Here is a 12177-nt window from a genome sequence, read left to right as displayed (position 1 = left end):
GCGCCTAGCGGTCGTGCTCGTCGTCGAGCGGGACGTCGCGACTCTGCTCGAGCAGGTCCGCGTCGGAGGCGTCGTACGTCACGGCGACCGTGGGCGTGACCGCGTCGGTGTCGTCGTCCCGCACCGTGTCCCGCTCCTGCTCGAGAGCGTCCTCGACGGGAAGTTCCGGGCTCGTGAAATCGGGCATCTGTCGTTCCCTCCCTCGGTGAGTCTGCGTGGGCCGTTCCGAGGTTACCGGCGCTCGACCGGAACCAACACCACGGCCATACCGGCCATACCGATCATGAGGACACCGACCAGGGCTCCCAGGGCGAAGGAGTTCACCGCGGCCGCCACGAAGGCCGCCATCCCGGCGCACAGGGCGACCATCAGGACGATTCCCGCCGTGGTGTGCTCGAAGAGGCAGGTCATCACGGGTGCCTCGGCGGCATCGCCGGCGGTGTCGGGCACGACCGCTCCGGCCGCGTCCACTGTCGGTGTGCTCACTGGTGTTCCCCTCTCCCGCGTCACCTCTCGGTGAACGCAGCGGTGCCTCGATCGGACGTGCTCACCATCCGGTCGAAGGGCAGATACCCGCGCCCGGGCCGATCCAACCCGCCGAGGGTGTGCCGTTTCCCACCACCGGGTGCCGGGTAGATCGGGACAGCCGCATCGCGTCCCGCGACACGGCGAGAACGAGAGAGGTTCACGATGACTGACACCCCGAACACCGACTCCGAGTCGGCCCGCCGCACCGTGGCGTTCCTCGCGACGGACGGTGTCGAGCAGATCGAGCTCACCGCTCCCCGCGAGGCACTCGATCAGGCCGGAGCGACCACGGTGCTGCTCTCGCTGACCCACGGTGAGATCCAGGCCTTCGAGAACGACACCGAACCTGCCGACACCTTCGCCGTCGACCAGTTGGTCGCCGAGGCCTCCGTCGACGACTTCGACGCGCTGGTCCTGCCGGGTGGAACGACCAACCCCGACACGCTGCGCCTCGACACCGACGCGGTGTCGTTCGTCCGCGACTTCGTGAACTCCGGCAAACCGGTGGGGGTGATCTGCCACGGCCCGTGGACGCTCGTCGAGGCCGACGTCGTACGCGGTCGCACGCTGACCTCGTACCCGAGCGTGCGTACCGACATCAGGAACGCCGGCGGCACGGTGGTGGACGAGGAGGTCGTCGTGGACGGCAACCTGATCTCCAGCCGCAACCCGGACGACATCCCCGCGTTCTGCGAGGCCGTGGTCCAGGCCGTCACCGCTCTCGACGCGGCCGAGTGAGCCGGGGTCAGCCGTTCGACTCGTCGGCCGGCTGATCCTGCGCGGGCGGCGGGAATCCGCCGGTCGCGATCGGTCCCCACGTGTCGATGGCGATGCGGATGATCGACTTGCCCTGCGTCACCATCGCCTGCCGGTACTCGTCCCAGTCGGGGTGCTCGCCCGCGATCGCCCGGTAGTAGTCCACGAGCGGCTCGACGGAGTCGGGCAGGTCGATGACCTCCGCGGTGCCGTCGATCTGCACGTAGGGGCCGTTCCAGTCGTCGGAGTGGATGCAGAGCGTGACGGCCGAGGACCGACGGATGTTCACGGTCTTCGCGCGCTGCGGGTACGTCGAGACGACGATGCGCCCCTGCGCGTCGAGCCCGCAGGTCACGGGTGAGATCTGCAGTCCACCGGACTGCTTCGTGGTGACCAGGGTGGCGTGGTGCCGCTCGGCGACGAAGCGATGCAGGGCATCGAGATCGACTCGGTCGGCTGTTGCGTACGTCGGTGCCATGATTCGAGGGTAGGTGCTCGCCCGCCGGGGGCTAGAATCGGTGCCGACAGACGACACTCGGTCCGGACTCACCGGCCACGCGGTTCCGGGGGTGCCGCGGTCGACCTTCCGCCCTCAGGACAGACCGTGACCGTTCCACCTCGTCCCCCCTCGATCGCACCGCCGCCCTCCGCGCTCTCCACCTTCGACGCCGCGGGTGCGGCCGTCGTCGCGTATCTCGACAGCATCCTTCCCGCGACGGCCTGGGCCGTCTCGCGCGTCGTCGACGACAAGCAGATCTTCCTGCGCACCAACACCAACGGCCTGGGGATCGACACCGGCCTCGTCGTGGGGTGGAACGAGTCGCTGTGCCATTCGATGACCGAGGGCGAGATCCCGTCCGTCGTGGAGGACCTCGACGACGCGGGCATTCCGCGCATCGGCGTTCCCGGGCACGACCCGGTCCGGTCGTACATCGGTGTGCCCATCCGGCGGGCGGACGGCTCGCTGTTCGGCACGATGTGCGGTTTCGGCTCGCGGCCGATCATCGGGCCGCTGCCCGCCGGCATGACCGCGCTGCTCGATCTCCTGTCCGGGCTGCTCACCACGGTGTTCGAGACCGACCACGCCCGCGCGGTCGCGGAGCGGTCCGCCGAACTGGCTCGGCGCGAGGCGGAGACCGACCCCCTCACCGGACTCTTCAACAGGCGGGGATGGAACCGGGTGCTCGAGCCCGAGGACGCGCGCTGGACTCGCTTCGCCGACCCCGGCGCCGTGGTGGTCGTCGACCTCGACGGGATGAAGCAGGTGAACGACCGGCACGGCCATGCCGCGGGAGACCGGGTGATCCGACGCGCCGCCGAACTGCTGCGGGCGTGGGCTCACGAGTCCGACGTCGTGGCCCGTCTCGGCGGCGACGAGTTCGGAGTCCTGGTGTTCGACCGCGACGCCACCGACGTCGACGGCATGCTCACGGCCCTGGAGTCCTCCGCCCACGCGGCGGACGTGCCGATGTCGGTCGGATGGAGCACGGTCACCGAGGCCGGCAGCATCACCGCGTCGTGGTCGCTCGCGGACGAGAACATGTACGTGTCGAAGCGTCGGTCACCGAGCAGGTCCGGCATCGACATTCATCCGACCCCCGGACGCCACCAGGGCGGTCACGTCGCCCGGCGGTAGTGGTCGCGCCATCAGGTAGCCCTGGGCGTAGCCGCATCCGCACCGGACGAGGCTGTCGAGTTGGGCCGTGGTCTCCACGCCCTCGCCCACCACGTCGAGACCGAACGCGTCGGCCACCGACACGACGGCGCGGATGACCGCCTCCGACTGCTCGGTCGGCAGGTCGGCGACGAACGATCGATCGATCTTGATGGCGTCGAGGATCGGGAAGCGCGTCAGGTAGTCCAGCGAGCTGTGGCCGACACCGAAGTCGTCCAGCAGGATCTTGATGCCCATCCGGTGCAGCTCGTCGAGGTTGTTCTTCACGGCGGACGTGTCCTCGAGCCACAGGGTCTCGGTGATCTCGATGCCCAGCAGATCCGGGGCGAGACCGGTCCGCTCGAGCGTGTCGGCGAGGGACGACGCGAACGTGCGCTGACGAAGCTGCAGCGGACTGACGTTGACGCGAAGTTCCACCGGATCACCGGTCTGCCAGCGTGCGGCCTCGGTGCACGCCCGGCGCAGCACCCAGCTGCCGAGCGGCCCGATCAGGCCCGCGCGTTCGGCGGCGGGAACGAACTCGTCGGGCCCGACGACGCCGAGACTCGACGTGGTCCACCGCGCGAGCGCCTCGACCCCGGTCATGCGTCCGGATCGGATGTCGAACACGGGTTGGTACGCCACGTCGAGGTCGTCGTTCTCGATCGCAGACCGGAGCTCCGAGGCGATGGTCAAGCGCCGCAACGCTTCTCCGCCCTGCACCTTGTCGTACAGCTCGTAGCTCCCCGGCCCCTCCTTCTTCGCGCCGCCCATGGCGACGTCCGCCTGGCGGACCATCTCCGCGGCGGTGTGCTCGCCGTACCCGACCGAGATGCCCATGCAGGCGGTGACGGTCGTCGTCCGGTTCCCGATGGTGAGCGGACGGCGGAACATGGCCAGCACACCCTGGGCGACGCCGATGGCGTCGAAGGTGCTGCGCAGGCCCGGGCACACGAGCAGGAACTCGTCGCCGCCGAAGCGGGCGACGGTGTCGGAGGGCCTGACGGTGCGGGTGAGCATCGGCGCCACCGCCGTGAGCACCGCGTCCCCCGCCCCGTGGCCGAAGCTGTCGTTGATGGTGCGGAAGTCGTGGAGGTCCACCAGGATCACCGCGGTGAGCGTCCCGTCCTCGCGCGAGACTCCGAGCGCGGAATCGATGCGTTGGTACGCGAGCGTGCGATTCGCCAACTGCGTCAGCGGGTCGTGCAGGCTGCGGTATCGCAGCTCGCGTTCGAGGTCGGACCGGCGCACGGCGGACGCCAGCACCGCGGCCACCGTGACGACGAAGGACAACGTGTCGGCCGACGGCGTGTGCGGCTCGGTGCGATAGACGACGAGGACACCCCACGTGCCGTCGCCCCCGCGGACGGGAGCCGCGATACCGCTGCGGAGGTCGTGGTCCTCGAGCAGGGTGACGTCGAAGCGGGTCTCGTCGCGGGTGTCCGCGCACACGATCACCTCCTCGCGCTCGAGCGCGTAGCCGGCCAGCGTCGCGGTGCCCGAGGGCAGGGTCTCCTCGTCCGGCGGCTCGAAGGTGGCCGCGTGGACGGCCAGGCGGTCCGCACCGCGTCGGCGGAACACCACGGCGTGCGTGGCACCGACAAGGTCCACGATGGACTGCAGAGCGGTGGCCACGAGGTCGTCGAAGGATCCGGTGAGCGCCGCACGGTTGAGCCCGGCGACGATGCGCTGCTCGCGCGCTCGGCGGCGGACGGCGGTGAGGGCGTCGACGAGCTCCTCCTCGCGCTCCTGCCGCTCGGAGCCGTCCACGAGTGTCGCGACCACGACCTCGTGGCCGTCGGTGGGCCCGAGTACCCAGGCGGACACCAGGATCGGTCGGGCCGGAGTTCCCACCGCGACCCGACCGGTCCAGGCTCCCGTGGCGTTCAGCTCGGCGAGAATGAGGTCGAGTGTCGAGGCGGCCGTGTCCGCGACGAGGTCTCGCGCGGACGGGTTCTCGTGGGCCGGGAACTCGAGGATGGTGCGGGCGGCGGCATTGGCGTACCGCACGGAGGTGTTGCGATCGAAGACCACGACACCGTCCTGGGACGACTCGGAGATCGCCGTCAGCGCTGCCAGAACGGTGCGCCTGTCGCCGGCGTCGCCCGAGTCCGAACCACCAGAGTTCAGGCCACCCGAGTTCAGGCTTCCCGTCACCACGTCTCCGCCCCCAGACCCGTTTCCGCCCCCAGCAACACCTCGCGATTGTTCCACCTTCGACGCACTCTGCCCGTTCTTTGCCCGCTTTTCCTCTCGGGGACCGGTACCTGCCCGCGTCACGCTCCGTCCGACGACGCCCAGTCCAGCAACCGGTCGACCGGCCAGGTGGTGACGATACGGTCCGGCGGAACGCCCACCGCGGTGGCACGCGCACAACCGTGGCCGAGCCAGTCGAGTTGGCCGGGGGCGTGCGCGTCGGTGTCGATGCTGAACAGGCAGCCGATCTCCAGAGCGAGCTCCATCAACCGCTCCGGCGGGTCCTGGCGCTCGGGACGCGCGTTGATCTCCACCGCGGTCCCGTGGTCACGGCACGCCTCGAACACGGCACGGGCGTCGAACGTCGACTCGGGGCGGGTGCCGCGTCCGCCCTCGACGAGACGGCCGGTGCAGTGGCCGAGAACGTCGACCTGCGGGTTCGTCACCGCGGCGATCATGCGCGCCGTCATCGTTGCGCTGTCCGCGCGCAGGTGGGAGTGGACGCTCGCGACGACGATGTCGAGGTCGTCGAGCAGCTCCGGCTCCTGGTCCAGCGACCCGTCGTCGAGGATGTCGACCTCGATGCCGGTCAGCACCCGCATCGGCCGCCCGCCGTCGGTCTCGAACCGTCGCTGCACCTCGTCCATGACCTCGAGCTGGGCGCGCAGTCGGTCGGCGGAGAGCCCGTGGGCGACGGTCAGACGCGGTGAATGGTCGGTGAGCACCCAGTACTCGTGCCCGATCCTGCGCGCGGTCTCCGCCATCTCCTCGATCGGACTTCCCCCGTCCGACCAGTCGGAGTGCGTGTGCAGATCCCCGCGCAGAGCTGTTCGCAGTTCCTCGCCGCCGACACCGATGGGCTGTGCCTCGGCGCGCAGTTGCAGGAGGTACTCGGGAACCTCGCCGGCCGCGGCCGCCGCGGCGACCGCGGAGGTCTTCGGACCGATGCCGCGCAGGGTGGTCCAGCCGTCGATGCGAGCGAGCTCGGCCACCCTGTCGGCGTCCAGTGCGGCCAGGACGTCGGCGGCGGTGCGGTAGGCCTTGACCCGGCGCGTCTCGGCCCGCGACCGCTCGAGCCAGAACGCCACCTCTCGCAGTGCGGCAACAGGTTCCATGCCGTCAGAGCCTACGGCCCCGGACATGACACTGCCCCTGCCACCGGGAACCGGCGACAGGGGCAGGGGGGAGCGACGACCCGGACGAACCGGATCACGCCGAGTTTCGGTGCAGCGTGGTCAGCGGACCACGCGTGCGGTGGGCTCCCACCGAGCGGCACCCATGACGCGGGTGACCGCGTCGCCGACCACGAGGGTCAGGTGGGAACCGTTCGCCGCGCTGCGGTCGTCGAGACCCGCCACGACGGAAAGTGCTGCGGTGCCGAAGAAGTCGACTCCGGACAAATCGAGCACGATGCTTCGTCCCGCCTCGACGTCGTTGCTCACGACGTCCGAGAAGGTGGACGAGTTGGACAGGTCCACACTGCCGGTGACGCGGTACGTGGTCTCCGAGTCGGTGCGCACGACGGAGATGAGTCCGCCGAGCATGACGACGTCGTCGCCGAGAGTGGTGGTGGTGGATGCGTGTGAAGTCGAAACAGTCATGATTCTCCAAATGCCGATCTAGCTGGAGAAGCAGAGCAATGGTGCTGCAGGAGAAAGAACCCGTCCGCGACTGCAGAATGAGTGGCGGTTGATGGAAAGGAGTCCGAGCGACCATCGACGGTGCTTCGTACGTCGGCTGCTGACTCAACCTGTCTCTGAACCTACGCTACCCGGAGCGGTCTGCCAACCACTTCGGTGAGGATCCTGGTGAACATCGAGCGACGCCGCGGGAGACGCCGCCGGTACGGTGCACGTTTTGCGACGACGGCCCCCGGGTAATCTCGACCGGTCGAACACGTACGAGGTTCGTCTGAACCGACACGCGACACGAAGAAGTGGGAGACCTCATGACACGGGCCATCACGACGGAGCCGAACACGGAGGGGGCCGACGCCACCATCGAACTCGGTGTCCACGCCGACGCGAGCCAGCTGTCGGTCACTCGCGCCGTGGCCGCGACACTCGCCGCCCAGGACGACTTCGATCTGGACAGCATCGCCGACATCCGGCTCGCCATAGACGAGTCCTGCAGCCGCCTCATCGTGCGTGCCACCCCGGGTGCCCGCATGGTGTGCCGTTTCCTCACCGCGGACGACGCCCTCCACGTGTCGGTGACGACGACGACCGAGGCCGGCGCCGATCTGGACGCCAGTGGTTTCGGCTGGCACGTTCTCAACGCCCTGACCGACTCCGTGTCGACGTCGCAGTCCGAGAACGAGCACGGTGTCGTCTCGACCACCATCGAGTTCACCAAGAGCAAGCACGGCTGGGACGAGTGACGACAAGCGAACGCAAGCCGAAGTCACGGCGCTCGGCGGACGAGTACGCCGACGTCGCCGAGCGCTTCACCCGCATCCGCACGCTGCCCGAGGGCGATCCCCTGCGAGGCAAGCTGCGCGACGAGCTGGTGACGCGGTGTCTGCCACTCGCCGAACACATCGCCCGCCGATTCGACGGCCGCGGTGAGGCGCACGACGATCTGGTGCAGGTCGCCCGCGTCGGGCTGGTCAACGCGGTCGATCGCTTCGACGTCGAACGCGGATCCGATTTCGTGTCCTTCGCGGTACCCACGATCATGGGCGAGGTACGCCGGCACTTCCGTGACGCGGGATGGGCCGTCCGCGTCCCTCGGCGCATGAAGGAACTGCACCTGCAGCTCTCCCGTGCCATCGCGGATCTGTCGCAGACGCAGGGGCGGTCACCGACCGTCTCCGAGTTGGCCGAGTATCTCGACCTGGACCGCGACGAGGTCGCGATGGGGCTCACCGCCGGTAACGCCTACCAGACACTCTCGGTCGACAGTGCCTCCAGCGGAAGCGATTCCGAGGGCCTGTCGTTGGCGGACACCCTCGGCGACTACGACAAGGAGATGGAGAACGTCGAGAACCACGAGGCTCTCCGTCCCCTGCTCGAGAAGCTCCCCGAGCGTGAGCGCAACGTGCTGCTGCTGCGCTTCTTCGGCAACATGACGCAGACGCAGATCGCCGAGAAGATGGGGATCTCGCAGATGCACGTCTCGCGTCTCCTCGCCCGGACACTCGCCCAACTCCGCGAGGAACTGCACTAGAGAAGCGGGGCGTACGCCTACGCTCGCGGGATGAGCAGCTCACCGTCGCCCGGCTTCACCACGAATCTGCCCGCGGCCCTGGCCGCGTCGGGCACGTCGTGGTCGACGGTGGACGCCGCGTCGACGCCCGGTTTCGATCGCGACAAGGACGCCGGCAAGGAGTTGATGTCGGCGCGCGGCAAGATCCTGTCGGAACTTCAAGAGCGTCTGTACGCCTGCGGCAAGAGCGGCGACCACCGGTCGGTCCTGCTCGTGCTGCAGGGGATGGACACCTCGGGCAAGGGCGGCATGGTCCGGCACGTGCTCGGCATGGTCGAGCCCCAGGGTGTCGATCACGCGACCTTCGGCACCCCGACGGAGGAGGAGCGGGCGCACCCGTTCCTGTGGCGCGTGGAGAAGAAGCTGCCGCGACCGGGCCAGATCGGGGTCTTCGACCGGTCCCACTACGAGGACGTCCTCATCGTCCGTGTGAACGAACTCGCGCCTCCCAGCGTGTGGCGCACGCGCTACGACGAGATCAACGACTTCGAGCGCCGCGTGGTCGAGAGCGGCACCACCATCGTCAAGGTGGCCATGGCGCTGTCGTGGGAGCAGCAGGGCAAGCGTCTCGCTCGTCGACTGCGCCGGCCGGACAAGTACTGGAAGTACGACCCGAGCGACATCGAGGCGCGCGAGAAGTGGGTCGCCTACCAGGAGGCGTACCAGGCGGTCCTGGATCGCACCGACACGCAGTGGGCGCCCTGGTACGTGGTGCCGTCCGATCACAAGTGGTACAGCCGCCTCGCCGTCACGGAGCTACTGACGGGAGCACTGACGTCGTTGGACCTGCAGTGGCCGCCCGCGGACTTCGACGTGGAGCACGAGAAGCAGCGTCTGGCGTCCCTGCCGCGGCCGTGAACGCCGACGGGCGCCGACCGCGAGGTCGGCGCCCGAAGGTGGTGTTCGCAGCTGTGGCGCTGCGCCTGTGGATCAGAGGGTGGCGGTGTCGATCACGAAGCGGTAGCGCACGTCCGACTTGACGACGCGGTCGTACGCCTCGTTGATCTGGTCGCCGGAGATGACCTCGATCTCGGCGCCGATGTGGTGCTCGGCGCAGAAGTCCAGCATCTCCTGGGTCTCGGCGATGCCGCCGACCATGGAGCCCGCGAACGAACGACGGTTCGCCAGCAGGTTGAAGGCCGGGACCTCGAGGGGCTTCTCGGGAACGCCCAACTCGACGAGCGTGCCGTTACGGGCGAGCAGGCCGAGGTAGTCGCCCATCGGCAGGTTCGCGGAGACGGTGTTGAGGATGAGGTCGAACTTGCCGCGCAGGTCCTTCAGAGCGGTGGTGTCCTTCGTGGCGTAGTACTCGTCGGCTCCGAGTCGCTTGCCGTCCTCCTCCTTGCTCAGCGTCTGGCTGAGCACGGTGACGTGAGCGCCGAGCGCGTGGGCGATCTTGACGCCGACGTGACCCAGTCCGCCCATGCCGATGATGGCGACCTTCTTGTCGGGGCCCGCGCCCCAGTGCTTCAGCGGCGAGTAGAGGGTGATGCCGGCGCACAGCAGCGGCGCGGCGACGTCGAGCTCGACGCCCTCGGGGATGCCCAGCACGAACTTCTCGGTGACGACGATCTGCGTCGAGTAGCCACCGTGGGTGAACTCACCCTCGTAGGTCTTCGAGTTGTACGTCTGGACGACGCCCTTGGTGCAGTACTGCTCGTCGCCGTCCTTGCAGGCCTCACAGGTGCCACAGGAGTCGACGAAGCAGCCGACGCCGACGCGATCGCCGACCTTGCGGCTGGTGACGTCGGAACCGACCTCGGCGACGATGCCGGCGATCTCGTGGCCGGGGACGACGGGGTACGTGGTGCCGCCCCACTCGTTGCGGGCGGTGTGGATGTCCGAGTGGCAGATACCGGCGAACTTGACGTCGATCAGGATGTCGTTCGGACCGAGCTCTCGTCGCTCGATGGTGGTCTTCTCGAGCGGTGCGTCGGGTGCGGTGGCGGCGTATGCGGTTGCTGTGGACATGTACACATGTCTACCCGTGCATCGTTGACTCGTAAACCATGTCCGATTCGTCCCCGGCGACGGATCAGCGAGCGGTGGCCATCCGGTACCCGAGGAAGCCGAGGTACCCCGCGAGCGCGACGAGACCGACCTTGCGCGTGGCCGGGACGGCGATGGCGGTGCCGATCACGAGCTCCGACGCACCGTTGCGGTAGGTCCACGTACGAGTGTCCTTCGGGAACGCCGGCTCGGTGATCGAGCGGAAGGCGTCGGGCGCCACGAAGTGCGCGGCACCTGTTGCAGCGAGACCGATTCCAGCGATGGTGGGCACCGTGATCGAAGCCATGACGTGACGTCCTCCCCTGTACGCGAACGGGTCCGACCGGACCCCGTCGGTCACAGTAGCAACGTCCGCACCGCCGTGGGCGTGGTCACGCTAGCGTGGTCGGTATGGCCGAGACACCCGCGGTACGGCGGACCCGAGAACTGCTCCGAACGGGTGTCGACGCGTCGTCGCCGATGCGCGGAGTGCTCGACGTCCGGGTGACGGACTCCACAGCGCGAGAGGCGTCCCCCGCCTCCGCATCGTCCGTCGCCGGGCGCCTGATGACCTTCTCCCCCCTCGCGGCCGTCTACGAACGCGCGTGGCGGCCTCTGTTCCGCCTGTGGATGGGCGCCGGCGGGCCCTCCGTGGAGGAACAGCGGGCCTACGCGGTGCGTGACCTCGGTCTCGTGTCCCCCGACGTGTCGGTCGTCCTGGACGTCGCGTGCGGACCCGGCAACTTCTCGCGATCGCTGGCCGAGGCCATGCTCACCGGAGCGCACGGTCGGCCTCTCGTGACCGGGCTCGACGTGTCGGAGCCTCTCGTGATCGGCCTGGACGCGTCGGAGCCGATGATCGCCCGCGCGTCGGCGGACACCGACGACGACGAGCACGTCGCCTACCTGCTCGGGGACGCGCGAGAGATCCCGTTCGAGGACGACGCCGTGGACGCGGTGTGCTGCTACGCCGCGCTGTACCTGGTGCCGGAGCCGTACCGGGTCCTCGACGAGATGATCCGGGTGCTGCGACCGGGCGGCCGCATCGCGCTCATGACGACGGTACGTCGCGGCCCACAGCCGGTCGGGGTGGTCACCGCCGCGGCAGCGAGCACCGTGGGACTGGAGATGTTCCGACGCGACGACATCACCGACGTCCTGCGGGAACGCGGGGTCGAGCATGTGGAGCAGCGCATCCACGGCGCAGCCCAGTTCGTCACCGGGCGGCTGAGCCGCAGCGATCAGGACGTGCCGGTGTCGGCTCCGTAGTCCGAGACCAACCACTCGTCGCCGGTGTGCTCGACGGTCACCGTCAGAAGCGTCGGCACGGCACCGGGTTCGGGCTGCTGCAGGTTCTGCGTGGTCTGGGTCGCGAAGACCGACACCGTGTAGGTGTCGCCCTCCTGCGCCGTAACCGTCGCTGCGTTCACCCGACCCGACGCCACCACCTGCGAGTCGGTCATGATCTGCGTCAGCACCTCGCGCACACCGTCGAAGCGCTCACGCAGAGCGTCGGTGGTGCCCTCCTCGACGCCCCCGAAGAAGCCGTCGATGTCCGTGTGGTCGTAAGTCAACGACCGCTCCGTGTACGCCCGCGCCGTGTTCTCGGCGGTGGCGCGGTCGGCGTCGGCTCCGCGTTCCGCGGCCAGGGCCGAGTGGGCGGACTGCCACTGCACTCCTGCCACCACGGCAGCGACGGTCGCGAGCACGGCGACCACGGTGGCGACGATCGCCACGAGGCGCGTCCGGGACGACACCGCGGGCACCGCCGTGTCCGGCGCCGCGTCGTCCTCGGTCGAGGTGGTGTCGAGTTCTGTTGTCATGATGGCCTTCTCGTCGTCCGTCTG

At 69.0% G+C, this 12177-nt stretch carries 15 protein-coding genes; 6 read left to right on the top strand and 9 right to left on the bottom strand.

Annotated features, from left to right (window positions below):
* Nucleotides 1-4 precede the first annotated feature (4 nt).
* The gene (locus QRN16_RS00580) at nt 5-187 is read right to left on the bottom strand and encodes an Rv3202a family protein (RefSeq protein ID WP_027506321.1); all 183 of its coding nucleotides are present in this window, start codon (nt 185-187) and stop codon (nt 5-7) included.
* Nucleotides 188-231: 44 nt separating this feature from the next.
* Entirely contained in the window at nt 232-486 is a 255-nt protein-coding gene (locus tag QRN16_RS00575) for a hypothetical protein (protein WP_155957058.1), read from the bottom strand.
* Nucleotides 487-690: 204 nt separating this feature from the next.
* Between QRN16_RS00575 and QRN16_RS00570 the strand changes: the two genes are divergently transcribed.
* A complete protein-coding gene (locus QRN16_RS00570; protein WP_285184309.1) occupies nt 691-1266 on the top strand; it encodes a type 1 glutamine amidotransferase domain-containing protein in 576 nt (191 codons plus the stop codon).
* A 7-nt stretch (nt 1267-1273) separates the two neighbouring features.
* On the opposite strand, the gene QRN16_RS00565 is transcribed toward QRN16_RS00570, so the two are convergent.
* Nucleotides 1274-1762: a PPOX class F420-dependent oxidoreductase gene (locus QRN16_RS00565; protein ID WP_037186134.1), complete on the bottom strand. Its 489-nt coding sequence runs from the start codon at nt 1760-1762 to the stop codon at nt 1274-1276.
* A 126-nt stretch (nt 1763-1888) separates the two neighbouring features.
* Here QRN16_RS00565 and QRN16_RS00560 point away from each other — a divergent pair, with 126 nt between their 5' ends.
* Entirely contained in the window at nt 1889-2920 is a 1032-nt protein-coding gene (locus QRN16_RS00560) for a sensor domain-containing diguanylate cyclase (protein ID WP_285184308.1), read from the top strand.
* On the opposite strand, the gene QRN16_RS00555 is transcribed toward QRN16_RS00560, so the two are convergent.
* The 3 genes from QRN16_RS00555 to QRN16_RS00545 form a co-directional block, all read right to left on the bottom strand.
* A complete protein-coding gene (locus QRN16_RS00555; RefSeq protein ID WP_222631974.1) occupies nt 2846-5095 on the bottom strand; it encodes an EAL domain-containing protein in 2250 nt (749 codons plus the stop codon). The two genes, QRN16_RS00560 and QRN16_RS00555, sit on opposite strands and share 75 nt — an antisense overlap.
* A 119-nt stretch (nt 5096-5214) precedes the next feature.
* On the bottom strand, nt 5215-6249 hold the full coding sequence (locus QRN16_RS00550; RefSeq protein ID WP_285184307.1) for a PHP domain-containing protein: 1035 nt from the start codon (nt 6247-6249) through the stop codon (nt 5215-5217).
* Between the two features lie 120 nt (nt 6250-6369).
* Nucleotides 6370-6735, bottom strand: coding sequence for an STAS domain-containing protein (locus QRN16_RS00545; RefSeq protein WP_037186133.1), 366 nt, complete (start codon nt 6733-6735; stop codon nt 6370-6372).
* A 347-nt stretch (nt 6736-7082) separates the two neighbouring features.
* Between QRN16_RS00545 and QRN16_RS00540 the strand changes: the two genes are divergently transcribed.
* From QRN16_RS00540 to QRN16_RS00530, 3 genes are read left to right on the top strand one after another with little or no spacing between them, the layout of a single operon-like run.
* On the top strand, nt 7083-7514 hold the full coding sequence (locus QRN16_RS00540) for an ATP-binding protein (RefSeq protein WP_222630200.1): 432 nt from the start codon (nt 7083-7085) through the stop codon (nt 7512-7514).
* The gene (locus QRN16_RS00535; protein ID WP_027506315.1) at nt 7511-8302 is read left to right on the top strand and encodes a SigB/SigF/SigG family RNA polymerase sigma factor; all 792 of its coding nucleotides are present in this window, start codon (nt 7511-7513) and stop codon (nt 8300-8302) included. The genes QRN16_RS00540 and QRN16_RS00535 overlap by 4 nt, the downstream gene beginning before the upstream one ends.
* 30 nt (nt 8303-8332) lie before the next feature.
* Nucleotides 8333-9199 (top strand): PPK2 family polyphosphate kinase, encoded by an 867-nt coding sequence (locus QRN16_RS00530; protein ID WP_056441540.1) that lies wholly within the window; start codon nt 8333-8335, stop codon nt 9197-9199.
* A gap of 72 nt (nt 9200-9271) precedes the next feature.
* On the opposite strand, the gene QRN16_RS00525 is transcribed toward QRN16_RS00530, so the two are convergent.
* Entirely contained in the window at nt 9272-10312 is a 1041-nt protein-coding gene (locus tag QRN16_RS00525; RefSeq protein WP_027506313.1) for an NAD(P)-dependent alcohol dehydrogenase, read from the bottom strand.
* 64 nt (nt 10313-10376) lie between these two features.
* A complete protein-coding gene (locus QRN16_RS00520) occupies nt 10377-10637 on the bottom strand; it encodes a DoxX-related protein (RefSeq protein WP_027506312.1) in 261 nt (86 codons plus the stop codon).
* A gap of 104 nt (nt 10638-10741) precedes the next feature.
* Here QRN16_RS00520 and QRN16_RS00515 point away from each other — a divergent pair, with 104 nt between their 5' ends.
* A complete protein-coding gene (locus tag QRN16_RS00515) occupies nt 10742-11599 on the top strand; it encodes a class I SAM-dependent methyltransferase (protein ID WP_285184306.1) in 858 nt (285 codons plus the stop codon).
* Here the strand turns inward: QRN16_RS00515 and QRN16_RS00510 are convergent.
* Complete coding sequence (locus QRN16_RS00510) at nt 11572-12153, bottom strand: Rv1363c family protein (protein WP_051613463.1); 582 nt, start codon at nt 12151-12153, stop codon at nt 11572-11574. The two genes, QRN16_RS00515 and QRN16_RS00510, sit on opposite strands and share 28 nt — an antisense overlap.
* Nucleotides 12154-12177 lie beyond the last annotated feature (24 nt).

Origin of the sequence: Rhodococcus sp. MEB041, from assembly GCF_030208955.1 — a bacterium.
Lineage (GTDB): Bacteria > Actinomycetota > Actinomycetes > Mycobacteriales > Mycobacteriaceae > Rhodococcoides.
The sequence above is the reverse complement of the archived record's forward strand: the minus strand, read 5'-3'. Positions and strand labels throughout refer to the sequence as shown.

What these genes read in the sequence shown, in the direction of transcription:
- QRN16_RS00515 (WP_285184306.1), top strand. Translation starts at nt 10,742, where the DNA reads ATGGCCGAGACACCCGCGGTACGGCGGACCCGAGAACTGCTCCGAACG.
- QRN16_RS00550 (WP_285184307.1), bottom strand. Translation starts at nt 6,249, where the DNA reads ATGGAACCTGTTGCCGCACTGCGAGAGGTGGCGTTCTGGCTCGAGCGG.
- QRN16_RS00540 (WP_222630200.1), top strand. Translation starts at nt 7,083, where the DNA reads ATGACACGGGCCATCACGACGGAGCCGAACACGGAGGGGGCCGACGCC.
- QRN16_RS00580 (WP_027506321.1), bottom strand. Translation starts at nt 187, where the DNA reads ATGCCCGATTTCACGAGCCCGGAACTTCCCGTCGAGGACGCTCTCGAG.
- QRN16_RS00565 (WP_037186134.1), bottom strand. Translation starts at nt 1,762, where the DNA reads ATGGCACCGACGTACGCAACAGCCGACCGAGTCGATCTCGATGCCCTG.
- QRN16_RS00510 (WP_051613463.1), bottom strand. Translation starts at nt 12,153, where the DNA reads ATGACAACAGAACTCGACACCACCTCGACCGAGGACGACGCGGCGCCG.
- QRN16_RS00530 (WP_056441540.1), top strand. Translation starts at nt 8,333, where the DNA reads ATGAGCAGCTCACCGTCGCCCGGCTTCACCACGAATCTGCCCGCGGCC.
- QRN16_RS00545 (WP_037186133.1), bottom strand. Translation starts at nt 6,735, where the DNA reads ATGACTGTTTCGACTTCACACGCATCCACCACCACCACTCTCGGCGAC.
- QRN16_RS00520 (WP_027506312.1), bottom strand. Translation starts at nt 10,637, where the DNA reads ATGGCTTCGATCACGGTGCCCACCATCGCTGGAATCGGTCTCGCTGCA.
- QRN16_RS00525 (WP_027506313.1), bottom strand. Translation starts at nt 10,312, where the DNA reads ATGTCCACAGCAACCGCATACGCCGCCACCGCACCCGACGCACCGCTC.
- QRN16_RS00570 (WP_285184309.1), top strand. Translation starts at nt 691, where the DNA reads ATGACTGACACCCCGAACACCGACTCCGAGTCGGCCCGCCGCACCGTG.